Genomic DNA, 25821 nt, shown 5'->3' on the forward strand with positions numbered 1-25821 from the left:
TTTTTGAGTAGCAGGGGTCCCCTGCTACCACCCCGGCGAGAGCTGGCGGAGGTTCGGCGGCACGGCGGGAACGGCGCTCAGGCCAGTGCGGCGCGGAGCGCGGCGGACGCTGACGCCCCCGCCGCGCGGTCACTCGCTCAGGCCAGCGAGGCGCGGAGCGCGGCTTCCTTCTCGGCGACCAGCTGCTCCAGCCCGGCCTGGTACGCCGTCATCCGCTCCCGCAGGGTCGGATCCGCAGCGGCAAGGATGCGGACGGCGAGCAGCCCGGCGTTGCGCGCACCGCCGATGGACACGGTGGCCACCGGCACCCCCGCCGGCATCTGCACGATGGAGAGCAGGGAGTCCATCCCGTCCAGGTGCTTCAACGGCACCGGCACCCCGATCACCGGCAGCGGCGTGGCGGAGGCGACCATGCCGGGCAGGTGGGCGGCCCCGCCGGCACCGGCGATGACCACCTTCAGGCCCCGGTCGGCGGCGGAGCGGGCGTACTCGATCATCTTGACCGGGGTCCGGTGCGCGGAAACCACGCCCACCTCGTACGCCACGCCGAACTCGTCGAGCGCCTCGGCGGCGGCCCGCATGGTCGGCCAGTCCGAGTCGCTGCCCATGATCAGCCCAACCGTCGGCACCGCACCGTCCCCTCGTCCCCGGCTCTCCAAGCCGACCTCCACGCTCACGCCCGGCCCTCGCGCAGCCAACGGGCGGCCCGCGCGGCCCGCGCCCGTACGTCGTCGAGGTCGTCACCGAGCACCGTGACGTGCCCGATCTTCCGGCCCGGTCGGACCTGCTTGCCGTAGAGGTGCACCTTTGCGCCGGGTTCGGCGGCGAAGAGATGGTGCAGCCGCTCGTCGATGCTCATGCCGCCGGGCTCGCCGCCGAGCACGTTCGCCATCACCACGACCGGGGCGGTGAGCGAGGTGTCCCCCATCGGGTAGTCCAGGACCGCCCGCAGGTGCTGCTCGAACTGCGAGGTCCGGGCCCCCTCGATGGTCCAGTGCCCGGAGTTGTGCGGTCGCATGGCCAGCTCGTTGACCACCAGCCCGGTCGGGGTCTCGAACAGCTCGACCGCGAGCAGACCGACCACGCCCAGCGCGGTGGCCAGGTCGATCGCGAGCTGTCCGGCGGCGAGAGCCACCTCCTCCGGCAGGTCGGGCGCGGGGGCCAGCACCTCCACGCAGATGCCGTCGGACTGCACCGTCTCCACCACGGGATAGACCGCGACCTGCCCGAACGGCGAACGGGCCACCTGCACGGCCAGCTCGCGGCGCAACTGGACCCGCTCCTCGACGATCAGCGGGGTGCCGCCCGCGAGCAGCGTGCCGGCCAACTCGGTGGCCTGCTCCGGACCGTCGACCAGCCAGACGCCCCGGCCGTCGTAGCCGCCCCGGGCCGCCTTGAGGACCACCGGCCAGCCGGTCCGCGTACCGAAGGCGACCAGGTCGTCCGGGACGGTGACCGGCTGCCAGGCGGGCACCGGGGCGCCCAGGGCGGTGAGCCGTTCCCGCATGACCTGCTTGTCCTGGGCGTGGACCAGCGCGTCGGCCGGCGGGTAGAGCTTCACCCCCTCGCCGGCCAGGGTGCGGATGTGCTCGCTCGGCACGTGCTCGTGGTCGAAGGTGACCACGTCGCAGTTCTTGGCGAAGGTGCGCAGCGCCGCCAGGTCGGTGTGGTCGCCGTACTGCACGTCGGCGGCGACCAGGGCCGCGCCGTCGTCAGGGCTGAGGGCGAGCACACGCAGTGACTGGCCGAGGGCGATCGCGGCCTGGTGGGTCATCCGGGCCAACTGGCCACCGCCCACCATGCCGACAACGGGGAGACCGGTACGGGAGTCCATAGCGGCGCCCAGCCTATCCGGGCCGTCGGAGATGCCGGCACTCGCCGCCTGATCTGGGGTTTGCAGGGGTCCCCTGCTACGCAAAAAGCGGTAACAAGGGTCCCCTGCTACCACCTCAGCCAGGTAGGTGGGTACGGAAACCACCGGGTGGGCGCGGACGGCGCGGCGTCAGGTGAGTTGGGCGACGAGGTCGTCGACGGTGGTCACCGGGCGTCGACAGACAAAACCCCGGCAGACGTACGCGGTGGACCGGCCGTCGACCATCGGCCGGTCGGCGAGCAGCGGCACGCCGGGCTGGTCCGGTCGGCCGGCGACGAGCACCGCGCCGGGCGGGGCGTGCCGGTACGCGGCGGCGACCAGTGGGTCCCCGGCCGGGTCGTCGGTGACCACGGCGATCTCGTACGGCCCGGAGAGCAGCGCCTCGCCGGCGGCGGCCGCGTACCCGGTGAACCGGGCGTGCCGACCGACCAGCGGGGCGAGGGTGGCGAGCGCCGCCTCGGCGGCCTCCCGGTAGCGGGTCGACCCGGTCAACGCGGCGTAGGTGACCAGCGCCGCGACGATCGCGGACCGGCCGGAGGGGGTGGCGTTGTCGGTGGGGTCGGCGGGCCGGGTGACCAGTTGCTCGGCGTCGTCGGCGGTGTCGTAGAAACCGCCGCCGGGGGCGGCGAACCGGGCCAGCGCGGTGTCCAGCAGCTGCCCGGCCAGCTCCAGCCAGCGTCCCTCGCCGGTGAGCTGGTGCATCGCGCAGAACGCCTCGGCCACGCAGCCGTAGTCCTCCAGCACGCCGGCCGGTTCGCCGACCACGCCGTCGCGGGAGACCCGGCGCAGCCGACCGTCGACGAGGTGCACGCCGGCGAGGTGCTCGGCCGCGTCGCGCATCGCGCCGTCGGCGACAATGGTGACGCCCTCCAGCAGGTTGTCGTCCCCCTCCTCGCCGCTGACGCCCCGGGTCTCGACCAGGCGGACGAACTCCGCGATCGCGGTGATCGCCAGGCCGTTCCAGGCGGCCACCACCTTGTCGTCGCGGGCCGGCTGGGGGCGGGTGTCCCGGGCGACGAGCAGCCGGCGTGCGACGTCCTGCCACCGGGCGCGTACCGCCGGGTCGGCGTCGTCGACGTCCCGGGCCAGCCGCAGCACGCTCGTGCCGTGCTCAAAGGTGCCAGCCTCGGTGACCCCGAACAGGTCGGCGGCGAAGCGGCCGTCTTCCTCGCCGAGGGCCTCGACGAGCTGGGCCGGGGTCCAGGCGTAGGTGAGCCCCTCGACGCCGTCGGTGTCCGCGTCGAGGGCGGAGGCGAAGCCCTCGCCGGGGCGGTGCAGCTCGTCGGCGAGGAAGCGGGCGACGTCCCGGGCCACGCGGGCTGCCAGCGGGTCGCCGGTGAGGCGCCAGAGCTGGGTGTACGCCCGCAGCAGCAGGGCGTTGTCGTAGAGCATCTTCTCGAAGTGCGGCACGGTCCAGTGCCCGTCGACCGAGTACCGGGCGAATCCGCCGGCGAGCTGGTCGTAGATGCCGCCCCGGGCCATCGCCTCGCAGGTGTGCCGGACGATCTCCAACGACTGCCGGGAGCCGGTGCGCTGGTGGTGCCGCAGCAGGGCGAGCAGGTTCATGTGCGGCGGGAACTTCGGCGCGCCGCCGAAACCGCCGTTCGTGGTGTCGTACTCCCCGGCGAGCTGCTCGGCGGCGGCGTCGAGCAGCTCGGCGGTGAGCGGGGCGGTGGGGCCGCCGACGGCCTGTGCGCCGCCGATCGCCTCGACCACCGCGGCCCCCTGCCGGAGCACGGCGTCCCGCTGCTCCCGCCAGGCGGTGCCGACCGAGTCGAGCAGCCGGAGGAAGTTGGGCTTGGGGAAGTAGGTGCCGCAGAAGAACGGGGTGCCGTCTCCGGTGGTGAAGACGGTCATCGGCCAGCCACCCTGCCCGGTCATCGCCTGGGTGGCGGTCAGGTAGACCGCGTCGACGTCCGGGCGTTCCTCACGATCCACCTTGATCGCCACGAAGCCCTCGTTGAGCAGGCGGCCGACGGCCTCGTCCTCGAAGGACTCGTGTGCCATGACGTGGCACCAGTGGCAGGCCGAGTAGCCGACCGAGACGAGCACCGGCACGTCCCGCCGTCTCGCCTCGGCGAACGCCTCGTCACACCAGGGCCACCAGTCGACCGGGTTGTCGGCGTGCTGGAGGAGGTACGGACTGGTGGCTTCGGCGAGTCGGTTCACCGCACGACCATAACCAGCCACCGGTACGGCGACATCCCGGTCCTCCAGGAACCACCACACCACTTGTCGTCTGATTGACACAAATGGCCGAGGCTTTGTATCGTCCAGTTATCGTCAGAGTGACGTAAACGGGGTGATGTCACATCACGGTCCCGGCCGACGCCTCCTCTTACAGCAGTCCACAGTGGACCGATCCGAACCAGCGAGAACGGATGTCATGAGAAGTCCCGTACCACCGAATGCGGTGCCACCTCCCCGGGTCGCACCGTCCGGCCCGCGGCCCTCGTCCACCGCGACCCGGCACCTCTGCGCCGGCGCATACCTCGATGACGGCTTCCGGCGCGCATACCTGAACCAGGTGTACCACCAGCGTCAGCGGTTGGTCGCTCCGTCCCACGGCTTCGACCTGCCCCTGGTGCTCTGGCACTGCCTCCAGGCCCGCCAGCGAGTACCGGCAGGCGATGACCCTGCTCAACGCGGGGACGGTCGTCTCCGGCGGGTCGCTGATCGTGCAGGGCGACGTGACCAGCACCCAGACCAACATCGGACAGTTCGACGAGGAGGACACCGATGAACGCGCACCCGTCGTACAACACGGGCATGACGGTGAGCGGGGGCACCGTCTCGGTCGGCGGCAACGTGACCGCCGTCCAGCACAACGGGCGCGACTCCGCGCGGACCGGACCGTTCCGTCGGGAGACGTGGGACCAGGCCGGCCGGTCGGCGGACGTCGGCATCCTCACCGTCCTGCGGGAAGAGATGGCCGCGGTCGTGGAGGTGCTCCGACGGGCTCCGGACCACCGGACCGAGCGGATGCGCGGGGGCGCCGCCGTACACCGGGCCACCTTCGCCGCCGAGGGCGGACCGGTCCGCGTCGTGGCCACCCAGACCCTCGAACCCGGTACGCACTCCGCCGCGCTCGCCTACCAACAGCTGCGCCGCTACTTCCGGCCACCACTCGTCCTGCTGGTCGGCATCGCCGGTGGCGTCCACGCGGACCTGGCGGTCGGCGACGTGGTCCTCTCCGACGAGGTGATCTGGTACGACAACCGGCGGGAGACCGCCGAGGGTCCCCGGTGCGGGGGCCGGATCCAGGCCACGGCGCCGGTGCTGCGGCATCGGGTCAGCGACTTCCTGGTCCGGCACGGCACCGTGGTCCGCCCGGAGGCGGGGCGGGAGTTCCGCATCCACCGGGGGCCGATCGGCTCCGGCAACGCGGTGGTGACCGACTCCGGCTCGGCCATCCGGTCGTGGCTGGTGGAGACGCACGAGAAGACCCTGGCCGTGGAGACCGAGGCGGTCGGGTTGGCCCAGGCGTTCTACGAGGAGATCGACGAGGACAACGGCCTGCGCGGCTGGATGACCGTGCGGGGCATCTCGGACCGGGCCGACCGGCACAGGGGACACGCCGACCACGAACTGGCGGCCCGGCACGCCGCGCTGGTCATGGAACGACTCCTGCCTCACCTGTGCCTGATCGAAGACGAGCGGTGACCCACGCCGACGCCCGACGCCGCACCGGAACGACCACGAGGCGTCCCCGCCAGGCGCTGCTGCACACGCTGACCGACCGGCACCTGGAGGCCTACCTCGTCTCCGGGGCGGCGTTGGTCGTCGGCGCGCTCAATCTCCTCAACGTGACCAGCCCGGAGGTGGTCGCCGCGGCCACCCTTGCCGTACTCGGCGTCATCACGTTCGACCTGCTCACCAGCCGCCGACGGATGCGACGCATCGAGTCCAGCCTCCGGACGGTCGTCGGCAGCCTGCGCGCGGAGGCACCCGACTCGGTGGACCGGTTGCTCGCCGTCGCCGTCCCGGGCGCGGCGGTCGGACTGACCGGCGCCCGGGACGTCCGGCTCGTCGGGGTGACCCTGAACCGAACGATCCGCAACCACCTGGACGAATTGCGGCAGCAGTTGGCGATGGGCGCGACGGTGCGGGTCGCGCTCATCGACCCGGTGGGGCCCGCCGCCGACGAGGCGGCCCGCCGCAACGGCCTGGAGACCTCGGGCGGGGGCGAGATCTTCAGGCACCGCATCCGGCCCACCATCGACCTGCTGGACTACCTGGCCGCCCAGAACACCGGCACCGGGCGGCTGGAGGTGCGGCTGCTCCGGTTCGTGCCCGCATTCGGCATGATGCTGGTCGACCCGGAGGACCCGACCGGCCAGATCGTCATCGACATCTATTCGCACCGCCCGGACGGACATGAAGCAACGATCACCCTACGTGCCGATCGGGATCCTCTCTGGCACCGGCACTTCGTGCGGGAGTTCGACCGGATCTGGGCCGGCGGCCAGACCCGCCATGAGCGGAAACTCACCTGATCGGGATGGTCCGAGTCGGAGACGACGCGCCCGATACCCTTCCGATGTGTCCGACCAGCCGACCGTCTTCCGCATCGCCGTCGATCTGGCGATCCTCACGATCCGTGACGGCCGGATGGCGGTCCTGCTGATCGAGCGAGGAAAAGCGCCGTTCGAGGGCCGCGCCGCGCTGCCCGGCGGGTTCGTCCGGGCCGGTGAGGACCTCGACGACACCGCGGTCCGGGAGTTGTCCGAGGAGACCGGACTGGACGGTCGCAGCCTCCACCTGGAGCAGGTCCGCACCTACGCCACGCCGGGGCGGGACCCGCGCTACCCGGTCGCCTCGGTCGCCTACCTCGCCATCGCCCCGGACCTGCCGGTGCCGGTGGCGGGCACCGACGCGGCGCGGGCCCGCTGGGAGCCGGTCGACCTCGACCGGCTGGGTCACGGCTGGCTCGCCTTCGACCACGACACCATCCTGCGGGACGCCCTCGAACGGGCCCGCGCCAAACTGGAGTACTCCCCGCTCGCCACCGCCTTCTGCGGTGAGACGTTCACCATCGGCGAGTTGCGCGCCGTCTACGAGGCCGTCTGGCAGGTGCGCCTCGACCCGCGCAACTTCCACCGCAAGGTCACCGGGGTGAGCGGCTTCGTGGTGCCGACCGGGGAGCGCCGGAACCCGCCGACGGGACGTCCGGCGGCGCTGTACCGGCGGGGCGACGCGACCATGCTCCACCCGGCGATGCTGCGTCCGGGCACCGGCCGACAGTAGACCGCACCCCGACCCACCGGGGGCCTTCCCTCGACAACATTCATCGACTTTCATCAGTGCATGCCCGGCGGTCGTCGTCGGCTCTCTCCCCCAGGAGGCACGCATGCGCGGATCCCGTCCCTGGCCGGTGCTCACCTCGGCCGCCCTGGTCGTGGCCCTGCTCGTCACCGGCTCCCCCGCCACCGCCGCCGGCCCGACCACCCGGATCTCGGCCAGCACCACGGTCGGCACGCACAACGCGTACGAGCGCGCCACGTACACCTACCTCGCCCAGGCGCTCGACGCCCGGCCCGGCATGATCGAGCTGGACGTCTGGCCGGACATCATCACGAAGCAGTGGCGGGTCAGCCACTCCAACCCGCTCGGCAACGACAACAACTGCGTCGCCGCGACCAGCGCCGACCAGCTCTACACGGGCACCCGGAACAAGAACCTCGAACACTGCCTGGACAACATCCGACTCTGGCTGGCCGCCCACCCGGACGCCGGCCCGCTGCACCTCAAGCTGGAGCTGAAGACGGGGTTCAGCGCCCGTACCGGCCAGGGGCCGGCACAGCTCGACGCGGTGCTGGCCGCCCGACTGGGCAACCGGGTGTACCGCCCGGCGGAGCTGCGCGGCGGGCACGCCTCACTCGACGCCGCCGCCCGCGCCGACGCCTGGCCGACGCGGCAGCAGCTCGCCGACCGGGTGATCGTCCACCTGATCCCCGGCACGGTGGAGCAGGGCAACCCGACCGACAGCCTCTGGACCGACGTCGAGTACGCCCGCCACCTGAACGCGCTGGCCGCCGCCGGCACCCTGGCCAACGCCCAGGCGTTCCCCGCCGTGCACAAGGCCCAGGCCGGCGACCCCCGCACCCGGTACGCCGACACCGCCCTGCGCCCCTGGTTCGTCGTCTTCGACGGGGACGCCACCGCGTACGTCACCGGCGGGATCGACACCGCCTGGTACCACACCAACCACTACCTGTTGGTCATGACCGACGCGCAGAACGTCCCGCCCGCCGTGGGCGACACCGACCCGGTCGCCGCCCGCGCCCGGGTGGCCGAGCTGGCCGCCGAGTACGCCAGCGTCGCCTCCGCCGACTGGGCCGCCATCCCCGAGGTGGTCGACGACGTCCTCGACCGCGGCTGACGTCGAGACCGAGCGGAGCGCTCGTCGTCGCGCCAGCCGGCGGACAGGCCGCGACCGCGCCTGCTGACGCGACGACGGGTCGGACGCGGCGTCGACTCCCCGTCCCTCAGGACGCCCCGGCGGTCAGGAGGCCCCGTCGGCGCGGAGCGGGAAGACGTTCGCGGTGGCCGAGTCCAGCAGCGAGCCGAGCACCGCGGAGATCTTGTCGGCGGACATCGGCTTGAAGAAGTGGTAGCCCTGGGCGGCGGTGCAGCCCAGCTCGGCCAGGGCGATCCGCTGCTCGGCGGTCTCCACCCCCTCGGCGACGACCCGCAGCCCCAACTCGTGGGCGAGACCGACGGTGGTCCGGACGATCGCCGCTGCCTCCGGCGAGTCGGCCATCCGGATCACGAAGGAACGGTCGACCTTCACCTCGTCCACCGGCACCCGGGTCAGGAAGGTCAGCGAGGAGAAACCGGTGCCGAAGTCGTCCACGGCGATCTGCACGCCCATCGCGCGGAGCGCGCCCAGGACCTCGTCGACGACCTCCAGCTCGCTCATCACCACCGTCTCGGTGATCTCCAGCACGAGCCGGCGCGGCGGGACGTCGTGCCGGCGCAGCGCCTCGGCGATCTCGGCCGGCAGGCGGGGGTCGAGCAGGCTGCGCGCCGAGATGTTCACCGAGATCGGCACGTCCAGCCCGTCCCGGGCCCAGCCGGCGGCGATGGCCAGGGCCTTGTCCAGCACGTACCGGGTGAAGGCGCCGAGCTGTTCGCTGTGCTCGACCGGGCCGATGAAGTCGGCGGGGGTGAGCAGGCCCCGGCGCGGGTGCAGCCAGCGGACCAGCGCCTCCACCCCGGTCGGCGCGCCGGTGGCCAGGTCGACCGCCGGTTGCAGGGCGAGTTGGAGCTGGTCGTCGACGGCCAGGGCCTCCCGCAGTTCGGCCAGCAGGGTCAGCTGGTCGGTGCTGGCCCCGTCCCGGGAGCTGTCGTACGGGGCGACGCTGCCGCCGCCCTTCTTCGCCTGGTACATCGCGATGTCGGCCCGACGCAGCAGCTCGGCCAGGTCGGCGGTGCCGGCGCCGGCCACCACCACCCCGACCGACACCTCGGTCGACATCCGCACCCCGGCCACCTCGGCCGGCGCGGCGAGGCGCTCCACGATGTCCCGGGCCCGGCGCAGCGCGGACGCCATCGGGGCGCTGCCGTGGTCGACCACCGGCAGGGCGGTCGTCAGCAGCGCGAACTCGTCGCCGCCGAGCCGGCCGAGCAGGTCACCGGGGCGGACCAGGGCACCCAGCCGGTTCGCGGTCAGTTGCAGCAGGTCGTCGCCGGCGGCGTGCCCGAGGGTGTCGTTGACCTCCTTGAAGTGGTTGACGTCCAGCAGCAGCAACGCCACCGGGTGGCCGTGTGCGAGCTGCCGCAGCGTCTCGTCCCCCCGCGCGAGCAGGGCCGCCCGGTTGACCAGTCCGGTGAGCGGGTCGTGCACCGCGTCGTACGACGACCGCGCGGTGACCCGGCGCAGCTCCCGGTGGGTCGCCGCGTCGTGCAGCGCGGCGGCCAGCGCGTCGGCGAAGGCGGTGAAGGCGTCCTGTTCGGAGTCGCTCGGGCCGGTCGAGCCGGCGAAGCTGATCCGCAGCTCGCCGACGCGGGTCGTGCCGACGGCGAGGGTGCGGGCCAGCTCGTGTCCGGTGGCCGGGGCGGGCTCCGGCGGGTCGCACTCGCGCTCGGTCACCTGGCCGCCGACGTCGCCCCGGTACCGCCGCCAGCGGCCGTCGCTGCGGGCCACGTGGACGTCGACCAGCTCGGCCCGGAAGAGGGCGAGCGCACCGGTGACCGCAGCAGTGGCCACGCCGCGCTCGTCGAGCTGGTTGAGCGTCCCGGTGGTCTCGGCGAACATCCGCCAGGTACGGCGTTCCTCCTCGGCGCGCAGCCGGTGCCGGTAGGTCTGCTGGAGCAGCCAGCACGGCGGCGGCAGGAGCAGCAGCCAGCGCGGGTCGAGACGGATCAGCGCGATGACCAGCAGTCCGACCACGACGTTGCCGACGAACATCAGCAGTTTGCCCCGGAGCGCCGCGAGCAGCGGCGGCGCGACCGTGGTGCCGTGCCGCAGCGTGAGGGCGAGCATGCTGAACGCGACGCTGGTCAGCAGGTAGGTGGCCGCACCGGCGAGCAGGGCGAGAGCGAGGGCCGGGGTGGGCGGGGCGAGGAACGGCTCCCCGAGGGCGGTGGTGACCACCACGGCGGCGGCGGTCGCGGTGGTGGCCGTGGCCACTATCCGCACCAGGTCCACGACGGATCGGCGGTCGGCCAGCAGCGACAGCAGCCCCCAGGTGAGCGCCGTGCCGACCAGCGCGGCTGCCGGGAGCCATCCGGCCGGGGCCAGGTACAGGGAGACGATCAGAGCTGCCTCGCCCCAGGTGATGCTGACCATCCCGGCGACGGCGCGGAACCGGAGCCGGGCCAGCTGGGCGGTGCCGAACACCGCGACGGCGATGCCGAACCGGGCCCACGGGGGCAGCGCATCGTCCGGGGCGAGCCGGACGGGGACGGCGAACCCGACCACGGCGGCGCTCAGCGCAGCCAGCAGGAGCCCACCGACGAGCAGGCGGGCCCGGATCGGGACGTCGCGGAGACCGAGCCGGTCCGGTGCCCGGTGGCCCGGATCGGAGGTCACGACGTCCCTCCGGGCGGCTGTTGTCCGGCCCGTCGGCGGGCAGCCGGTGCTGTGCTGGTCACTGGCGCCCCCTTCCGCGCACGGCTCGGGGGCGGATGGTCCCCCGGCGGAAGGCTAAGCCAAACCGGGGGACCGCAACAGGGGGTGACGCCCTGGTTCGACCCGGATCATGCCCGGACGAACGACTTACGGCGCTGCTGGCACCCGGACCGAGCGTTCGTCGGGTTTTTACGGTGACGTCGACCGATCTGTCGGATCAACGACTACGCGCTCGCTCTTCATGGCGTCCGGCGACGGGCCCTGGCTCGGGAAGCGGTCCGGCAGGCGGCGCAGCCGGGCGTTCATGTTGCGGATCAGCAGCACGGTGGCCGTGCCGAGGACCAGGATGAGGAACAGGCCCATCGGGCCGGCGAGGCCACCGGTACGGGTGTCCCCGAAGTTGTTCTGGGCGAGCACCTGCGCGGCGGTCAGCATGGGTTTCCTCCGGTCTGCGGACTACGACCAGGGTAGCCCCACGGGTGGTCAGCAGGCATGGGCCCTCTCCCGCACCCCGGCGAAGAGGTCCGACTCGGGCAGTGGGCTGTCGACCAGCGAGCGGGCCAGCTCGAAGTCCTCGGTCGGCCAGGCGCGCCGTTGTAGCTCCATCGGCACGTGGAACCAGAAGCCGTCCGGGTCGACCTGGGTGGCGTGGGCGCGCAGGGCGTCGTCGCGGACCGGGAAGTACTCCCCGCACTCCACCCGGGTGGTGACCCGGGGGCCCTTGTCCTCCCGGTCCTCCCAACGCTCCAGCCACTGCGCGTACGGGGACTCCAGGCCGGCGGAGATCATCGCCTCGTGCAGGGCGGTGACCTTGCTCTTGGAGAAGCCCATGTCGTAGTAGAGCTTCAACGGCTGCCACGGGTCGCCGAGGTCCGGGTAGCGCTCCGGGTCGCCGGCCGCCTCGAAGGCCGCGACGCTGATCTTGTGGCACATGATGTGGTCGGGGTGCGGATACCCGCCGTCCTCGTCGTACGTGGTCACCACGTGCGGCTTGAACTCGCGCATCAGCCGGACCAGCGCGCCGGCCGCCACCTCGACGTCCTGGAGGGCGAAGCACCCCTCCGGCAACGGCGGCAACGGGTCGCCCTCGGGCAACCCCGAGTCGACGAAACCGAGCCAGGCCTGCTCGACACCGAGGATGGCCCGGGCGGCGTCCATCTCGGCCCGCCGGATCTCGCCGATGTTGTTCCAGATCTCCGGCCGGTCCAGCTTGGGGTTCAACACGCTGCCGCGTTCCCCGCCGGTACACGTCACGATCAGTACGTCCACCCCCTCGGCGACGTACTTGGCCGTGGTCGCGGCGCCCTTGCTCGACTCGTCGTCGGGATGGGCGTGGACGGCCATGAGACGCAGTTGCTCTGCCAAAGCCGCACTCCTCGTCTGTACCCGGCCGGACCCCACGGGTCGGGCGGGTGAGCTGCCGATATCTCCATCAGCCCCGGCGAACCGGCTGCCGACCTGTCAGTATGGGCGCTGACCTGCCGACATCACACCGTGGACGGGCTGAGAGGATGGACCAGGTCCATTCTTCCCGAAGCCTGTGACGACGACGCCAGGAGATGCCCGCCGGTGACCGAGACGCACGCCACAACTACACCGGGTGCACCGGTATTCCCACCCGGTCGGTACGGCCGGCGCCGGGATCCCGGCCGGCGTCGCCCGTGGCTGACCGGAGCGCTGCTGGCCGTCGCACTCGCCTTCTCCGGACTGGTCACGTTCCGCCTCTACCAGCAGTACGGCGACCCGACCTACGACGCCCAGGTGATCACCTACACCGACATCACCGACACGCAGGTGGTGGTGGAGTTCCAGGTCACCGTACCGCCCGGCGGGTCGGCGGTGTGCCTGCTGCGGGCCCGGGACGTCGCCGGCGCGGAGGTGTCCCGCGAGGAGGTGACGGTGACCGCCCCGGGCGACGAGCGGAGCATCACCACCCGGCACCGGCTGGCCACCTCCGCCGAGCCGTTCATCGGCGAGGTCGTCCGCTGCCGGCCGCCGGCCTGAGCTGGGAAAACTCCTCCACGCAGAGGCATTGGCCGGTCACCGGCGGTATTCGCCGTCCCGGAGCCGGGTGTGGCACTGGTAACTTGGTAGTTCACCTGTCAGCCAGCCACGCACAATCGAGGAGAACGCCTGTGTCCACCACTGGCAACGAGGCGCCCGCCACCTGGCTGTCCCAGGACGCGTACGACCGCCTGAAGGCCGAACTCGACGAGCTGATCGCCAACCGCCCGGCGATGGCTGCGGAGATCAACGCCCGGCGCGAGGAGGGCGACCTGCGGGAGAACGGTGGCTACCATGCCGCCCGCGAGGAGCAGGGCAAGCAGGAGGGGCGCATCCGCTACCTCCAGGAGTTCCTGCGCACCGCCCAGGTCGGTGAGGCACCCAGCGCCGACGTGGTGACCCCCGGCATGGTCGTCACGATCTACTTCGACGACGACGCCGACGACAGCGAGACCTTCCTGCTCGGCTCGCGGGAGATCGCGTCCACCACCGACCTGACCGTCTACAGCCCGGAGTCCGCGCTCGGGCAGGCCATCCTGGGCGCGCGCGCCGGACAGGCCGTCACCTACACCGCGCCCAGCGGCGCCGACATCAAGGTGACCGTCGTCTCCTTCGAGCCCTTCACCGGCTGAGCCGGCCCGGATCTTCCCCACGTCGTGCACCGGGGGCGGGTGGCCCGAGCGGCCAGTCGCCCCCGGTGATCACCGTGCCGGCGGCGCGTCACGCCTCCGGGGGCGGCGAAGACCCGCGTCACGCCTCCGGGGCGGCGAAGACCTGGTAACCGCTGGCGCGGAGCGCGCTGATCAGCATGTCGGAGTGCTCGGGCCCCCGGGTCTCCACCGAGAGCGCCACCTCCACCTCACCGAGGCGCAGGTGCGGGTGGACCCGCTGGTGCACCACGTCCACCACGTTGGCCCGGTGCTCGGCGATCTCGGTCAGCAGGGACGCGAGCTGCCCGGGGCGGTCCACGCACCGGACGGTGATCCGCAGGAAGCGCCCGGCGGCGGCGAGGCCGTGCTCGATCACCCGCAGCATCAGCAGTGGGTCGATGTTCCCGCCGGAGAGCACCGCCACCGTCGGTGAGCCCACCTCGACCACACCGGCGAGCAGCGCCGCCACCCCGACCGCGCCGGCCGGCTCCACCACCTGCTTGTTCCGTTCCAGCAGCATCAGCAGCGCCCGGGAGATGTCCTCCTCGCCCACCGTGACCACCTCGTCGACGAGCTTGTGCACGTGGGTGAAGGTGAGGTCACCGGGACGGCCGACCGCGATGCCGTCGGCGATGGTGCTGTACGCCGGCAGGCGTACCGGCTCGCCGGCCGCCAGCGAGGGCGGGAAAGCCGCCGCCTCGGCGGCCTGCACCCCGACCACCCGCACGTCCGGGCGGAGCGCCCGGACCACCACGGCGATCCCGGAGACCAGGCCGCCCCCGCCGACCCCGGTGACGATGGTCCGCACCTCCGGGTACTGCTCCAGGATCTCCAGCGCCACCGTGCCCTGCCCGGCGATCACGTCCGGGTGGTCGAAGGGGTGGATGAAGACCGCCCCGGTCCGTTCGGCGAAGGTCTGCGCCGCCACCAGGGACTCATCCACGGTCGCGCCGACGAGCTGCACCTGTGCGCCGTACCCCTTGGTGGCCGCGACCTTGGGCAGTGGCGCGTTCACCGGCATGAAGACGGTGGCGGTGGTGCCGAGCAGGCCGGCGGCGAGGGCCACGCCCTGCGCGTGGTTGCCGGCGCTGGCGGCGACCACGCCCCGGGCCCGCTCCGCCGCGCTGAGCCGGGCGATCCGCACGTACGCCCCCCGCACCTTGTACGACCCGGCGCGTTGCAGGTGCTCGCACTTGAGCCAGATGGGCCCGCCCAGCGCGGCGGTGAGCGGGCGGGAGGGCTCCAGCGGGGTGGCCCGGGTGATCCCGGCCAACAGTTCCCGCGCTGCCTGGACGTCGGCGAGGCCGACCAGCTCCGTCATGCCCTGATGGTGCCATCTGCCCCTGGTGAGGTCATCGGGGACGGCACGGTGGTGCCGGGAGTGACCGGATACGGCACGACCGTCCCCGGGGCCAACGGGCCGGCCGGGCCTCCCCGGTCGATCCGGGCCTGCTGCGCGGCCGAGACCCGCCGGATCACCACGACCAGGGTGGCTCCGGCGACGACACAGGCCACCATCGGCAGGATGCTCCGGTTCAGTGCCGCCGAGTACTGGTCGGCGTAGTCGAGGAACTCCCGCCGGATGGTCGGGTACGCCGGCAGCTGCTCGAACTCCCGCTCCGAGGCCCGCTCCGTCCACCACTCGGAGACCAGAAAGACCAGCCAGGCCGCCCACCAGACGCCGACCAGCCGGCCGGTGCCCGGACGCCACACGCTGGCCCGGGTGACATCGGCGACCACCCGGTACGGCAAGACGAGGTTGACCAGCGGCACCAGCCAACCGCCGATCGCCCAGCCCGCGCCGAGGCCGGGCGCCGAGCCGGGGAAGGCGTCCAGGTTCATCCGTACCCGGTAGGTCCAGACGATGACCAGCACCACGGCGGTCAGGTACGCGATCAGGTAGGGGATGCTCGCGGCCAACTCGACGAACCCGGCGACCAGCAGCATGTCCTGGTCCTCGGTGCGCGCGGCCCGCTCGGCCATCGACCGGCCGACCAGCGCGGTGAGGGACACCAGCAGGTAGCACAGTGTGGTGGCGGCGACCGCCACCGAGGCGGCCAGGCCGATCCCGCGTACCGACCGGATCGGCACCTCGGGATTCACCGGCGGGGCGCCGACCGGCGTGCCGCAGGTCGAGCAGTCACTCGCCCGGGGCGAGGTCTCGCCGTCGCAGGTCGCACACCGCATGGCCGGTCGTCCTCACTGTGCAGTTGTCTCCGGGCCGGCCCACACTAGACGATCATGCGGGGGCGGGCGACCCTGTTCCGACGCGCGGGTACCCGGGGGCGTGCCGCGCCCACGGGGCCTGCATCTCGAACTGGCCCGCCACGCCGAGCAGCAGCAGCTCCGACCCGGGCGGGCCGACCAGTTGCACCGCCACCGGCAGCCCGTCGGGACGCCGACCCACCGGCACCACCAGCGCCGGCAGTCCGGCGATGTTCCACGGCGCGGCGAACGGGGCGTACCGGATGCTGGTGCTCATGTTCGACCGCCAGGACCGGCCCGACCAGCTCTGCGCCGCCGGTGGCGCGCTGGCCAGCGCCGGGGTGAGCAGCAGGTCGACCGAGTGGTCGGCGAAGAAACCGATCGACCGTTCGCGCCAGGCGTCCCGGTCGGCCTGGCGGACGTAGCCCCGTCGCTGCGCCCACTCCCCCAGGGCGACGTGCCGCCGGCTGCGCCGCTGGAGGTGCCGGCGCTCCACCCCGCCGGCGCGGACATCGGCGGAGGCGGCGGCGAACCAGGTCGCGATGCCCTTGAGACCGAGTGCGGTCGGATACACCGGGTCGGCCGGCACGGTGTCGTGCCCGGCGGCGGCGAGCAGCCGGCCGGCGGCGGCCACCGCGTCCCGGTTGGGTTCGTCGGCGGCGATGCCGCGCACCGGCGAGCGGAGCGACACACCCACCCGCAGCCGCTGCGGCGGCACCAGCTTCTCCTGGGGACGTCCGGCGAGCACCTGGAAACCCACCGCCGCGTCCGCGACCGTGGTGGTCAGCATGCCGTGCTCGGCCAGGCCGAACCAGCCCTCCTCGCCGAGCTGCCAGGGCACCACGCCCCGGCCGGGCTTGAGCCCGACCAGGCCGCAGCAGGCCGCCGGAATGCGAATCGAGCCGAGGCCGTCGTTGGCGTGCGCGATCGGCACCAGCCCGGCGGCCACCGCCGCGGCGGCGCCCCCGGACGATCCACCCGGGGTGCGGGCCGGGTCCCACGGGTTGCGGGTGACCGCCGTCTCGTCGTCGGTCACCGCCCACAACCCGAGTTCCGGCATCCGGGTGACACCGAGGATGACCGCGCCCGCGCCGCGCAGCCGACGGACCACCTCGTGGTCGCCCTCGGCCACCGGGGTACGCACGGCGGCCGAGCCGCGCCAGGTGGGCAGGCCGGCGACCGGGGTGTTCTCCTTCACCGCGACCGGCACCCCGGCCAGCGGGAGGTTGGCCAGGTCCTCCTGCTCGTCGACCTTCTCCGCCTCGGTGATCGCCTCCCCGCCGCGTACCGTGCGGAACGCGGCGAGGTCGGCGTCGGCGCGGGCGACGTGGTCGAGGTGGTCGGCCACCACCTGCGTCGCCGAGACGTCCCCCCGGCGTACGCCCCGGGCGATCTGCTTCGCGGTCGCCCCGACCCAGGTCGGCATGATGTCCTGCACGGCCACCCTCCCCAGCCAGCGGTCAGCCCAGCGCCTGCTCCAGATCGGCGAGCAGGTCGTCGACCGTCTCGATGCCGACAGACAGTCGCACGAGATCGCCGGGAACTTCAAGCGGCGAGCCGGCAGCGCTCGCGTGTGTCATCCGACCCGGGTGCTCGATCAGAGACTCCACCCCGCCGAGGGACTCGGCGAGCACGAACAGCTTGGCCCGGTTGCAGATCTCGACCGCGTGCTCCTCACCGCCGGTGGCGCGGAAGGAGATCATCCCACCGAACCGGCGCATCTGCTTGGCGGCCACCTCGTGTCCCGGGTGCGACGGCAGGCCGGGGTAGATCACCTCGGCCACCTTGGCGTGCCCGTCCAGGTAGGCGGCGATCCGCTCGGCGTTGTCGCAGTGCCGGTCCATCCGGACGCCGAGGGTCTTGATGCCGCGCAGGGTCAGCCAGGCGTCGAACGGGCCGTTGATCGCGCCCATCGCGTTCTGGTGGTAGCGCAGCTGCTCGCCGAGTTCCCGGTCGGCGACGACGAGGGCGCCACCGACCACGTCGGAGTGGCCGCCGACGTACTTGGTGGTGGAGTGCACCACCACGTCCGCGCCGTGCGCGATCGGCTGCTGGAGGTACGGCGAGGCGAAGGTGTTGTCGACCACCAGCAGCGCCCCGGCGTCGTGCGCGACACCGGCCAGGGCGGCGATGTCGGCGATGCCGAGCAGCGGGTTGGTCGGCGTCTCCACCCAGACGATCCGGGTGCTGCCGGGGCGGATCGCCGCCCGCACGGCGTCCGGGTCGGAGACCTTCGCCGGGGTGTACGCCAGCCCCCAGCGCTCGGCGACCTTCGCGAAGAGCCGGTACGTGCCGCCGTACGCGTCGTCCGGGATGACCACGTGGTCACCCGGCTTGCAGACGGTGCGCAGCAGGGTGTCCTCGGCGGCCAGGCCGCTGGCGAAGGCGAGCCCGACCGGACCGCCCTCGAGCGCGGCGAGGCACTCCTGGAGGGCGTCCCGGGTCGGGTTGCCGGACCGGCTGTACTCGTAACCCAGCCGGGGCGCGCCGACGGCGTCCTGGGCGTAGGTGCTGGTCTGGTAGATCGGTGGGATCACCGCGCCGGTGCGGGCATCCGGGTCCTGGCCGGCGTGGATCGCGAGCGTCTCGAAGCCGTGACTCATTCCCCAGACGCTAGTCCCTCCACCGGGACCGACCGGGGCGACCCGACCGAGCCGGGCACGTCCACGGGTGCACCCGTACGCCGAACTAGCCTTGGGCCGGTGGCGGCATGTGTGTTCTGCGGGATCGTGGCGGGTGGAGTGCCCTCGTTCCGGGTGACCGACGAGGCGGACGGGGTGGCGTTCCTGGACACCCGACCGGTGTTCAAGGGGCACGTGCTGGTGGTGCCCCGGACCCACCTGGTCACCCTGGCCGACCTGCCGCCGGAGTCCCTCGCCGGCTATTTCGGGCTGGTCCGCCGGGTCGCCCTGGCGGTCGAGACCGGGCTGGACGCGGGTGGCAGCTTCGTGGCGATGAACAACAAGGTCTCCCAGTCGGTGCCGCACCTGCACACCCACGTGGTGCCCCGGACGAAGGGGGACGGGCTGCGCGGCTTCTTCTGGCCACGGACGCGCTACGCCGACGACGACGAGGCGCGCTCCTACGCCGGGCGGGTGGCCGCCGCCCTCCCGTCCGCCCCCGGGCGAGTGTAGCGGGTGATCCAGAGGCCGGGGACAGGCTCGGCGTCGCCGAGCGTGGTGAAGCCGAACGACTCGTAGAGCGCCCGCGCCGGCCGGTTGGCCCGGCCGGTGGCGACGAGCACCGTACGATCACCGGCCCGGGTCAGCACCGCGTCGACCAGCGCCCGGCCGATGCCCCGTCGGTGCGCGACCGGGTCGACCACGAGCCGGTCGATGTCCACCGTCGTCGCGTCCTCGGTCCAGGCCAGCGCGCCGACCAGCCGACCGGCCTCGTACGGTCGGGCGGGAACCGCCTCTGCTGGCACGACGGGCGGCTCGCCCTCGGCGACGACGGCCCCGAGCCAGCGCAGCGACGCGGCCCGCAGGTCGTCGAGGCTCTCGTGGAGCACGGGGATGCGGTCGTCGCCGATCAGCGCCGCCTCCACCGCGTACGCGGCCCGCTGTATCCGGAGCAGCGCCCGCGCCACCGTCTCGTCCCTGCCCGGTTTCATCTCCCTGATGTCCATCGCAGGAGATCGTGGCAGCAATCGGCTCGCCAGGGGGCCCTACCCCACCACGATCGACGTGGAAAGGCCGGGGCCGGGGGCCTGATCTTCGGGTGGACGGGTAAGGACGGGGGACCCGCCGGCGTTGCAGGATAGACAGATACGAGAGGAGTCATCGTGTTCCTGCGCCGCATGAAGGCCGAAATGATCACGCCCGACCAGGCCCTGCCCGGCCGACCGATCGCGATGCCGGTCAGCGACCGGCACGAGGTGCTCGGCACCCCGCTGAAGGGCCCGTTTCCGCCGGGCGCGCAGGTGGCCGTCTTCGGGATGGGCTGCTTCTGGGGCGCGGAGCGCCTGTTCTGGGGTCTCCCCGGCGTGATCACCACCTCCGTCGGCTACGCGGGCGGCTACACCCCGAACCCGACGTACGAGGAGGTCTGCTCCGGGCGTACCGGACACGCCGAGGTGGTCGAGGTGGTCTACGACCCGTCGACCATCGCCTACGAGGACCTGCTCAAGGTCTTCTGGGAGAACCACGACCCGACCCAGGGCATGCGCCAGGGCAACGACGTCGGCACCCAGTACCGGTCGACCATCTACACCACCAGCGACGAGCAGGCCGCTGCCGCGACGTCGTCGCGGGACGCCTTCGCCCCGATCGTGGCCCAGGCCCGCCGGGCCGAGATCACCACCGAGATCGCCCCGCTCGGCGAGTACTACTTCGCCGAGGACTACCACCAGCAGTACCTCGCCCCGACCAAGAACCCGAACGGCTACTGCAACCACGGCCCGAACGGGATGAGCTGCCCGGTCGGCGTGGCCCGTACGGCCGGCTGAGCGCGGGCGGGACGGCGGCGGTGGTCGCGCCGAGCAACGCCAGGTAGGCCACCTGTGGAGCTGCCCCGTCGGTGCGGGCAGCTCCACAGGGCGCAGCGCGGTCCACGTCCCGGCGTCCACGTCGCCCCTCGCCTACGACCACCCGGACCGGGTGTCCCCGGGGACGTCCACGGCGCGCGGCCGGGCCAGCCGAAGGGGGCGGCCCGATGCTGGGAGGTTCCTCACAGCGAGCCGCACTCGCAAAAGGGTCACTCCGCGCCTGACGGACACGGAAGCGCCGATGATCCACTTCAACTCGCCAAAGGTTGCGCATTCTAGCAACCCGCCTGCCTGCCAGCCATCAGCTCAACAGGCGAAGCGCACCATCCTCTGGCAGCATTCGTTGGCATGTGCGGACTGGCTGGGGAGCTCCGTCGGGACGGTTCACGCGCCGACGTCGCGGCGGTGGAGCGGATGGCGGCGACCATGCACGACCGGGGCCCCGACGACAGCGGCGTCTGGTCACAGGGACCGGTCGCCCTGGGTCACCGGCGTCTGAAAATCATCGACCTCTCCGCCGCGAGCGGGCAGCCGCTGGTCGACCCGGCCGCCGGGCTCACCGGCGTCTTCAACGGCTGCATCTACAACTACCGGGAGCTGCGCGCCGAACTCCAGGCGAAGGGGCACGTCTTCTTCTCCTCCGGCGACACCGAGGTGGTGCTCAAGGCGTACGCCGAGTGGGGGGACGACTTCGTCGACCACCTGGTCGGCATGTTCGCCGTGGCGATCACCGAGCGGGCCACCGGCCGCCTGGTGCTGGCCCGCGACCGGCTCGGCATCAAGCCGCTCTACCTGGCCGAGACCCCCGACCGGGTGCGGTTCGCCAGCACCCTGCCCGCCCTGCTGGCCGGCGGCGGGATCGACACCACGATCGACCCGGTCGCGCTCGCGCACTACCTGAGCTTCCACAGCATCGTGCCGCCACCCCGGACCATCCTGCGCGGCGTGGCCAAGCTGCCCCCGGCCACCGTCCGGGTGTACGAGCCGGACGGCCGGGTCACCGAGCGGCTCTACTGGGACCCGGCGTTCACCCGCCACCAGGACCGGGCCGACTGGTCCGAGCGGGACTGGCAGGACGCCCTGCGGGAGTCGCTCACCACCGCCGTCAAGCGGCGCATGGTCGCCGACGTGCCGGTGGGGGTGCTCCTCTCCGGCGGCCTGGACTCCAGCCTGGTGGTGGCGCTCCTCGCCGAGCAGGGGCAGCGCGGCCTGGCCACCTTCTCCATCGGCTTCGAGGCGGTCGGCGGGCGCGAGGGCGACGAGTTCCGCTACTCCGACCTGGTGGCGAAGACCTTCGACACCGACCACCACCAGATCCGGGTCGCCACCGGTGACCTCGTCCCGCCGCTGGAGGCGGCGGTCGCGGCGATGAGCGAGCCGATGGTCAGCCACGACTGTGTGGCGTTCTACCTGCTCAGTGAGACGGTCGCGCGGCACGTCAAGGTGGTCCAGTCCGGGCAGGGCGCGGACGAGATCCTCGGCGGCTACCACTGGTACCCGCCGCTGGCCGGCGTCGACCGGGCGCACGCCGTGGACACGTACGCGAAGGCGTTCTTCGACCGGGACGCGGCCGGACTGGCCCGCGTGCTCAACCCGGACCGGCTGGCCGACGGCGACCCGGCGCGGGAGTTCGTCGCCGCCCACCTGGGCCGGGCGGGCGCGGAGACCGCTGTCGACGCGGGCCTGCGGATCGACACCCAGATCATGCTCACCGACGACCCGGTGAAGCGGGTCGACAACATGACGATGGCGCACGGCCTGGAGGCCCGGGTGCCCTTCCTCGACCACGAGTTCGTGGAGCTCGCCGCGTCCTGCCCGCCGGAGCTGAAGCTCGCCCAGGACGGCAAGGGCGTGCTCAAGGAGATCGGCCGCCGGGTGCTGCCCTGGGAGGTCATCGACCGCCCGAAGGGCTACTTCCCGGTGCCCGGCCTCACCCACCTGGAGGGCAAGGTCCTCGACCGGGTACGTGACGCCCTGTACGCCCCCGAGGCCCGCCGTCGCGACCTGTTCCGCGCCGGCTACGTCGACGCCCTCCTCACCGACCCGAACGCCGAACTCACCCCGCTGAACGGAAACAAGCTGTGGCAGCTCGGACTCCTGGAAATGTGGCTCCAGAGCCACGGAATCGACTGACCGTGACCGACACCCTGGCGACCGGGGCGGCCCTGACCGAGGGGCAGCGGGCCCGGATGGCCCGGAAACGGGAACGGGTCGGGCCGGGCGGTGACCCGGTCGCCCCGGGCGAGCCCGGCGGACGGTCGACCGACCCGGAGGCGACGGACCGGGCCGGCCGGACCGACGTGGTGCTCGACTGCGGCTGGGGTCGGCTGGTCTTCGGCCAGACGTTCCGCGACCCGGCGGCCGTCGCCGACGTGCTCCGCTCGGAGGCCGCCGGTTCCCGGGACATCTGCATCTACCTGCGCGACCCGCACGTGCTGGTGTCCCGGCTCCACGACGAGCTGTTCATCGACCCGTCGCTGACCTACCGGCTGCCGCTGAGCCCGGACGCGGCCCCCGGCCCCGGGCCGATCGGCGGCGAGGCGTCCGGGGACACCGGCGCGGATCTGCCGGGGCTGCGGATCCGCCAGCTCCGCGACGCGGCGGACGCCGAGGCGGTGAACCGGATCTACGCCAGCAACGGGATGGTGACCGCCCCGGTGGACGTACTGGTGGCCAACGCCGCCACCCCGTCCTTCCTGCACCTGGTCGCCGAGTCGGCCACCGGGGAGATCGTCGGCACGATCACCGGCGTGGACCACGTCGAGGTCTTCGACGACCCGGACGAGGGCGCGAGCCTGTGGTGCCTGACCGTGGACTTCAACCAGGCCCCGCCCGGCACCGGTCAGGCGCTCCTGACCGAGCTGGCCGCCCGGCTCACCGACCGGGGTCGGGCCTTCGTCGACCTGTCCGTGCTGGCGGAGAACGTCGGGGCGATCCGGCTCTACGAGCGGCTGGGCTTCTACCGCACCGCCACGCTCTGCGTGAAGCGGAAGAACCCGATCAACGAACGGCTGTTCCTGCCCGCCCTGCCCGCCGGCTACGACGAGCTGAACCCGTACGCCCGGATCATCGCCGACGAGGCGATGCGCCGGGGCATCCGGGTGGAGGTCACCGACCCGACCTGGGGTGAGCTGCGGCTGACCACCGGCGGGCGGACCATCCTGACCCGCGAGTCGCTCTCCGAGCTGACCTCGGCGGTGGCGATGAGCCGCTGCGACGACAAGCGGGTGACCCGGCGGATCCTCACCGAGGCGGGGCTCGCCGTGCCACGCGGCCGGACGGCCACCGGCGACGACGCCGACGAGGCGTTCCTGGCCGAGATCGGCGCGGTGGTGGTCAAGCCGGCCCGGGGCGAGCAGGGCAACGGCATCACGGTCGGGGTACGCACCCCGGAGGCCCTGCGGACCGCGGTCGAGCTGGCCCGCCGGTACTGCCCGGACGTGCTGGTCGAGGAGTTGCGCGCCGGCGAGGACCTGCGGGTGGTCGTCATCGACCACGAGGTGGTCGCGGCGGCCGTCCGGCGGCCCGCCTCGATCACCGGCGACGGGGTGCACGACGTCACCGAGCTGATCGAACGGCAGAGCCGCCGCCGGGCCGCCGCCACCGGCGGTGAGTCCCGCATCCCGATCGACGAGATGACCCGCGAGGTGGTCGCCGAGGCCGGGTACGGCATGCACGACGTCCTCCCCGAGGGCACCGTGCTCGCCGTCCGGCGGACCGCCAACCTGCACACCGGCGGCACGATCCACGACGTCACCGGGGAACTGCACCCGGAGATCGCCGAGGCGTGCGTGGCGGCCAGCCGGGCGCTGGACATCCCGGTCACCGGGCTGGACCTGCTGGTCGAGGCACCCGACCGGCCGGAGCACGTCTTCATCGAGGCGAACGAGCGGCCCGGCCTGGCCAACCACGAGCCCCAGCCGACCGCCGAGCGCTTCGTGGACCTGCTGTTCCCGGGCACCCGGGCACCGCACCGACTCTGGTCCCCGGCGGGTACGGCATCCTCGACGGCATGACCGAACGTCGTCCCGTCCCGCTCCCGCTCGACCTGGACTACCTGCGGCAGGTGCTGCTGGAACTCCTGGAGATCCCCAGCCCGTCGGGGCGTACCGACCACGTGCAGCAGTACGTGGGCGAGCGGCTCTCCGCCCTCGGCATCTCCTCCACGCTGACCCGGCGGGGCGCGCTGAGCGCCTGCCTGCCCGGCCCCCGCGCCACCGGGGCGGACCGGGCGATCGTGGTGCACACCGACACCATCGGCGGGATGGTGAAGCGACTGAAGGAGAACGGCCGGCTGGAACTGAAGTCGATCGGCACGCACAGCGCCCGCTTCGCGGAGGGGGCGCACGTGCGGATCTTCACCGACGACCTGGACCGGGTGGTCACCGGTCAGGTGCTGCCGTTGAAGGCCAGCGGTCACCGCTACAACGAGGCGGTCGACCTCCAGGGGGTCGGCTGGGAGCAGGTGGAGGTCCGGGTCGACGAGCCCGTCGAGGACATCGCCGGGCTACGCGCGCTCGGCATCGACGCGGGGGACTTCGTGGCGTTCCTGCCCAACCCGACGATCACCCCGAGCGGCTTCGTCAAGTCCCGCCACCTGGACGACAAGGCCGGGGTGGCGGCGGTGCTGACCGCGTTCAAGGCGATGGTCGACGCGGGCGTCCAGCCCCGCGTCACCGCGCACCTGCTGGTCACCGTCACCGAGGAGATCGGGCACGGGGCCAGCCACGGCCTCGACCCGGACGTCGCCGAGATCGTCTCGGTGGACGCGGCGGTGGTCGCCCCGGGGCAGCAGTCCCGGGAGAACGCGGCGACCCTGGCGATGGGCGACGGGGTGGGCCCGTTCGACTACCACCTGACCCGCAACCTCGCCTCGATCGCCGCCGAGCACGACGTCGACCTGGTCCGGGACGTCTTCGACTACTACCGCTCGGACGTGGCGGCGGCGGTCGAGGCCGGCGCGCACGCCCGGGTGGCGCTGCTCGGCTTCGGGGTGGACGCCACCCACGGCCACGAGCGCACCCACCTGGACGGCCTGCGCCACCTGACCCAACTGCTCTGCCTCTACCTCCAGAGCGACCTGGTCTTCCCCGAGTGGGACGCCGAGCCCGAGGGCGACCTGGCCGACTTCCCGTCGCTGGCGGTGCAGCCGGCCTCCGAGGAGGGGCCGCGCGAGGGGCCGATCGGCATCGCCGACCAGGCGTCGGACCCGTCCTGACCCGCCTCCCCAGCGGGTGACGTAAAACCGTTGCCGCCGCAGTCGGGAAGTGGATAGCGTGGCGGTACACGGGAAGGGAGGTGATCCGAAGCTTTGTGTAGTTATCGGACTCGTGAGGTGGCTGTCCGCTAGCCGCTGTCCTTGACAGTCGACCGTCCGCCCTCCGGGGCGGGCTCAGAAAGATCGTCGAGACCGTGTGGCAGCGGTGCGGCGAATCCAGAACAGCCACCCGACCCCCGGGGTGCCGGCCCAGTCCAGCCGGCCCGCGCGTCAGCGCGGAAGCCCCGGGGGTCGACCCATGTACGGAGG

The 25821-nt window shown here is 72.8% G+C and carries 22 protein-coding genes; 11 read left to right on the forward strand and 11 right to left on the reverse strand.

Features of this window, described 5'->3' with window-relative positions; all coding sequences use genetic code 11:
* Positions 1 to 137 precede the first annotated feature (137 nt).
* The 3 genes from purE to GA0070618_RS05070 all read right to left on the reverse strand — a co-directional run bounded on the left by purE (position 138) and on the right by GA0070618_RS05070 (position 4042).
* Positions 138 to 629, reverse strand: coding sequence for a 5-(carboxyamino)imidazole ribonucleotide mutase (gene purE, locus GA0070618_RS05060; protein ID WP_088985296.1), 492 nt, complete (start codon positions 627 to 629; stop codon positions 138 to 140).
* 44 nt (positions 630 to 673) lie between these two features.
* Positions 674 to 1834, reverse strand: a complete 1161-nt coding sequence (locus tag GA0070618_RS05065; RefSeq protein ID WP_088980595.1) for a 5-(carboxyamino)imidazole ribonucleotide synthase — start codon at positions 1832 to 1834, stop codon at positions 674 to 676.
* A 168-nt stretch (positions 1835 to 2002) separates the two neighbouring features.
* A complete protein-coding gene (locus GA0070618_RS05070; RefSeq protein WP_088985297.1) occupies positions 2003 to 4042 on the reverse strand; it encodes a thioredoxin domain-containing protein in 2040 nt (679 codons plus the stop codon).
* A 570-nt stretch (positions 4043 to 4612) separates the two neighbouring features.
* Between GA0070618_RS05070 and GA0070618_RS05075 the strand changes: the two genes are divergently transcribed.
* The 4 genes from GA0070618_RS05075 to GA0070618_RS05090 all read left to right on the forward strand — a co-directional run bounded on the left by GA0070618_RS05075 (position 4613) and on the right by GA0070618_RS05090 (position 8255).
* Positions 4613 to 5536 (forward strand): 5'-methylthioadenosine/S-adenosylhomocysteine nucleosidase family protein, encoded by a 924-nt coding sequence (locus GA0070618_RS05075; RefSeq protein ID WP_088980596.1) that lies wholly within the window; start codon positions 4613 to 4615, stop codon positions 5534 to 5536.
* On the forward strand, positions 5533 to 6369 hold the full coding sequence (locus GA0070618_RS05080; protein WP_088980597.1) for a DUF5919 domain-containing protein: 837 nt from the start codon (positions 5533 to 5535) through the stop codon (positions 6367 to 6369). Before GA0070618_RS05075 ends, GA0070618_RS05080 begins: the two co-directional genes overlap by 4 nt.
* 46 nt (positions 6370 to 6415) lie before the next feature.
* Complete coding sequence (locus tag GA0070618_RS05085; protein WP_269148474.1) at positions 6416 to 7120, forward strand: NUDIX hydrolase; 705 nt, start codon at positions 6416 to 6418, stop codon at positions 7118 to 7120.
* A 103-nt stretch (positions 7121 to 7223) separates the two neighbouring features.
* Positions 7224 to 8255 (forward strand): phosphatidylinositol-specific phospholipase C domain-containing protein, encoded by a 1032-nt coding sequence (locus tag GA0070618_RS05090; RefSeq protein ID WP_088980599.1) that lies wholly within the window; start codon positions 7224 to 7226, stop codon positions 8253 to 8255.
* A 123-nt stretch (positions 8256 to 8378) separates the two neighbouring features.
* On the opposite strand, the gene GA0070618_RS05095 is transcribed toward GA0070618_RS05090, so the two are convergent.
* From GA0070618_RS05095 to mca, 3 genes are all read right to left on the reverse strand, one after another.
* The gene (locus tag GA0070618_RS05095) at positions 8379 to 10910 is read right to left on the reverse strand and encodes a putative bifunctional diguanylate cyclase/phosphodiesterase (protein WP_088980600.1); all 2532 of its coding nucleotides are present in this window, start codon (positions 10908 to 10910) and stop codon (positions 8379 to 8381) included.
* A gap of 228 nt (positions 10911 to 11138) precedes the next feature.
* Complete coding sequence (locus tag GA0070618_RS05100) at positions 11139 to 11384, reverse strand: hypothetical protein (RefSeq protein ID WP_088980601.1); 246 nt, start codon at positions 11382 to 11384, stop codon at positions 11139 to 11141.
* 48 nt (positions 11385 to 11432) lie between these two features.
* On the reverse strand, positions 11433 to 12314 hold the full coding sequence (gene mca, locus GA0070618_RS05105; protein WP_088980602.1) for a mycothiol conjugate amidase Mca: 882 nt from the start codon (positions 12312 to 12314) through the stop codon (positions 11433 to 11435).
* 204 nt (positions 12315 to 12518) lie between these two features.
* Here mca and GA0070618_RS05110 point away from each other — a divergent pair, with 204 nt between their 5' ends.
* Together GA0070618_RS05110 and greA are read left to right on the forward strand one after the other, a co-directional pair.
* Complete coding sequence (locus tag GA0070618_RS05110) at positions 12519 to 12953, forward strand: DUF4307 domain-containing protein (protein WP_088980603.1); 435 nt, start codon at positions 12519 to 12521, stop codon at positions 12951 to 12953.
* Positions 12954 to 13084: 131 nt separating this feature from the next.
* Entirely contained in the window at positions 13085 to 13585 is a 501-nt protein-coding gene (gene greA, locus GA0070618_RS05115; RefSeq protein ID WP_088980604.1) for a transcription elongation factor GreA, read from the forward strand.
* A 118-nt stretch (positions 13586 to 13703) separates the two neighbouring features.
* On the opposite strand, the gene ilvA is transcribed toward greA, so the two are convergent.
* The 4 genes from ilvA to GA0070618_RS05135 are packed head-to-tail and all read right to left on the reverse strand — an operon-like array spanning position 13704 to position 18411.
* Entirely contained in the window at positions 13704 to 14924 is a 1221-nt protein-coding gene (ilvA, locus tag GA0070618_RS05120; protein ID WP_088980605.1) for a threonine ammonia-lyase, read from the reverse strand.
* Entirely contained in the window at positions 14921 to 15790 is an 870-nt protein-coding gene (locus tag GA0070618_RS05125) for a DUF4328 domain-containing protein (protein WP_088980606.1), read from the reverse strand. Before GA0070618_RS05125 ends, ilvA begins: the two co-directional genes overlap by 4 nt.
* 52 nt (positions 15791 to 15842) lie before the next feature.
* Positions 15843 to 17252 carry an amidase gene (locus tag GA0070618_RS05130; protein WP_088980607.1) on the reverse strand — a complete coding sequence of 470 codons (1410 nt, stop codon included), beginning with the start codon at positions 17250 to 17252 and terminating at the stop codon, positions 15843 to 15845.
* A gap of 16 nt (positions 17253 to 17268) precedes the next feature.
* Entirely contained in the window at positions 17269 to 18411 is a 1143-nt protein-coding gene (locus GA0070618_RS05135; RefSeq protein ID WP_088980608.1) for a cystathionine gamma-synthase, read from the reverse strand.
* A 99-nt stretch (positions 18412 to 18510) separates the two neighbouring features.
* On the opposite strand from GA0070618_RS05135, the gene GA0070618_RS05140 reads away from it, so the two are divergent.
* Positions 18511 to 18942, forward strand: a complete 432-nt coding sequence (locus GA0070618_RS05140; RefSeq protein ID WP_088980609.1) for an HIT family protein — start codon at positions 18511 to 18513, stop codon at positions 18940 to 18942.
* On the opposite strand, the gene GA0070618_RS05145 is transcribed toward GA0070618_RS05140, so the two are convergent.
* Positions 18891 to 19436, reverse strand: coding sequence for a GNAT family N-acetyltransferase (locus tag GA0070618_RS05145; RefSeq protein WP_088980610.1), 546 nt, complete (start codon positions 19434 to 19436; stop codon positions 18891 to 18893). The two genes, GA0070618_RS05140 and GA0070618_RS05145, sit on opposite strands and share 52 nt — an antisense overlap.
* A 156-nt stretch (positions 19437 to 19592) precedes the next feature.
* Here GA0070618_RS05145 and msrA point away from each other — a divergent pair, with 156 nt between their 5' ends.
* The 4 genes from msrA to GA0070618_RS05165 all read left to right on the forward strand — a co-directional run bounded on the left by msrA (position 19593) and on the right by GA0070618_RS05165 (position 25512).
* Positions 19593 to 20255 (forward strand): peptide-methionine (S)-S-oxide reductase MsrA, encoded by a 663-nt coding sequence (gene msrA / locus GA0070618_RS05150; RefSeq protein WP_088980611.1) that lies wholly within the window; start codon positions 19593 to 19595, stop codon positions 20253 to 20255.
* Between the two features lie 387 nt (positions 20256 to 20642).
* A complete protein-coding gene (locus GA0070618_RS05155) occupies positions 20643 to 22427 on the forward strand; it encodes an N-acetylglutaminylglutamine amidotransferase (protein ID WP_088980612.1) in 1785 nt (594 codons plus the stop codon).
* A 2-nt stretch (positions 22428 to 22429) separates the two neighbouring features.
* Positions 22430 to 24310, forward strand: coding sequence for an N-acetylglutaminylglutamine synthetase (ngg, locus tag GA0070618_RS05160; protein ID WP_088980613.1), 1881 nt, complete (start codon positions 22430 to 22432; stop codon positions 24308 to 24310).
* Complete coding sequence (locus GA0070618_RS05165) at positions 24307 to 25512, forward strand: osmoprotectant NAGGN system M42 family peptidase (RefSeq protein WP_088980614.1); 1206 nt, start codon at positions 24307 to 24309, stop codon at positions 25510 to 25512. Before ngg ends, GA0070618_RS05165 begins: the two co-directional genes overlap by 4 nt.
* Positions 25513 to 25821 lie beyond the last annotated feature (309 nt).

The organism is Micromonospora echinospora (assembly GCF_900091495.1).
Classification (GTDB): domain Bacteria; phylum Actinomycetota; class Actinomycetes; order Mycobacteriales; family Micromonosporaceae; genus Micromonospora; species Micromonospora echinospora.

What these genes read in the sequence shown, in the direction of transcription:
- GA0070618_RS05065 (WP_088980595.1), bottom strand. Translation starts at nt 1,834, where the DNA reads ATGGACTCCCGTACCGGTCTCCCCGTTGTCGGCATGGTGGGCGGTGGC.
- GA0070618_RS05075 (WP_088980596.1), top strand. Translation starts at nt 4,613, where the DNA reads ATGAACGCGCACCCGTCGTACAACACGGGCATGACGGTGAGCGGGGGC.
- GA0070618_RS05090 (WP_088980599.1), top strand. Translation starts at nt 7,224, where the DNA reads ATGCGCGGATCCCGTCCCTGGCCGGTGCTCACCTCGGCCGCCCTGGTC.
- GA0070618_RS05100 (WP_088980601.1), bottom strand. Translation starts at nt 11,384, where the DNA reads ATGCTGACCGCCGCGCAGGTGCTCGCCCAGAACAACTTCGGGGACACC.
- ilvA (WP_088980605.1), bottom strand. Translation starts at nt 14,924, where the DNA reads ATGACGGAGCTGGTCGGCCTCGCCGACGTCCAGGCAGCGCGGGAACTG.
- GA0070618_RS05125 (WP_088980606.1), bottom strand. Translation starts at nt 15,790, where the DNA reads ATGCGGTGTGCGACCTGCGACGGCGAGACCTCGCCCCGGGCGAGTGAC.
- GA0070618_RS05135 (WP_088980608.1), bottom strand. Translation starts at nt 18,411, where the DNA reads ATGAGTCACGGCTTCGAGACGCTCGCGATCCACGCCGGCCAGGACCCG.
- GA0070618_RS05145 (WP_088980610.1), bottom strand. Translation starts at nt 19,436, where the DNA reads ATGGACATCAGGGAGATGAAACCGGGCAGGGACGAGACGGTGGCGCGG.
- GA0070618_RS05155 (WP_088980612.1), top strand. Translation starts at nt 20,643, where the DNA reads ATGTGCGGACTGGCTGGGGAGCTCCGTCGGGACGGTTCACGCGCCGAC.
- GA0070618_RS05165 (WP_088980614.1), top strand. Translation starts at nt 24,307, where the DNA reads ATGACCGAACGTCGTCCCGTCCCGCTCCCGCTCGACCTGGACTACCTG.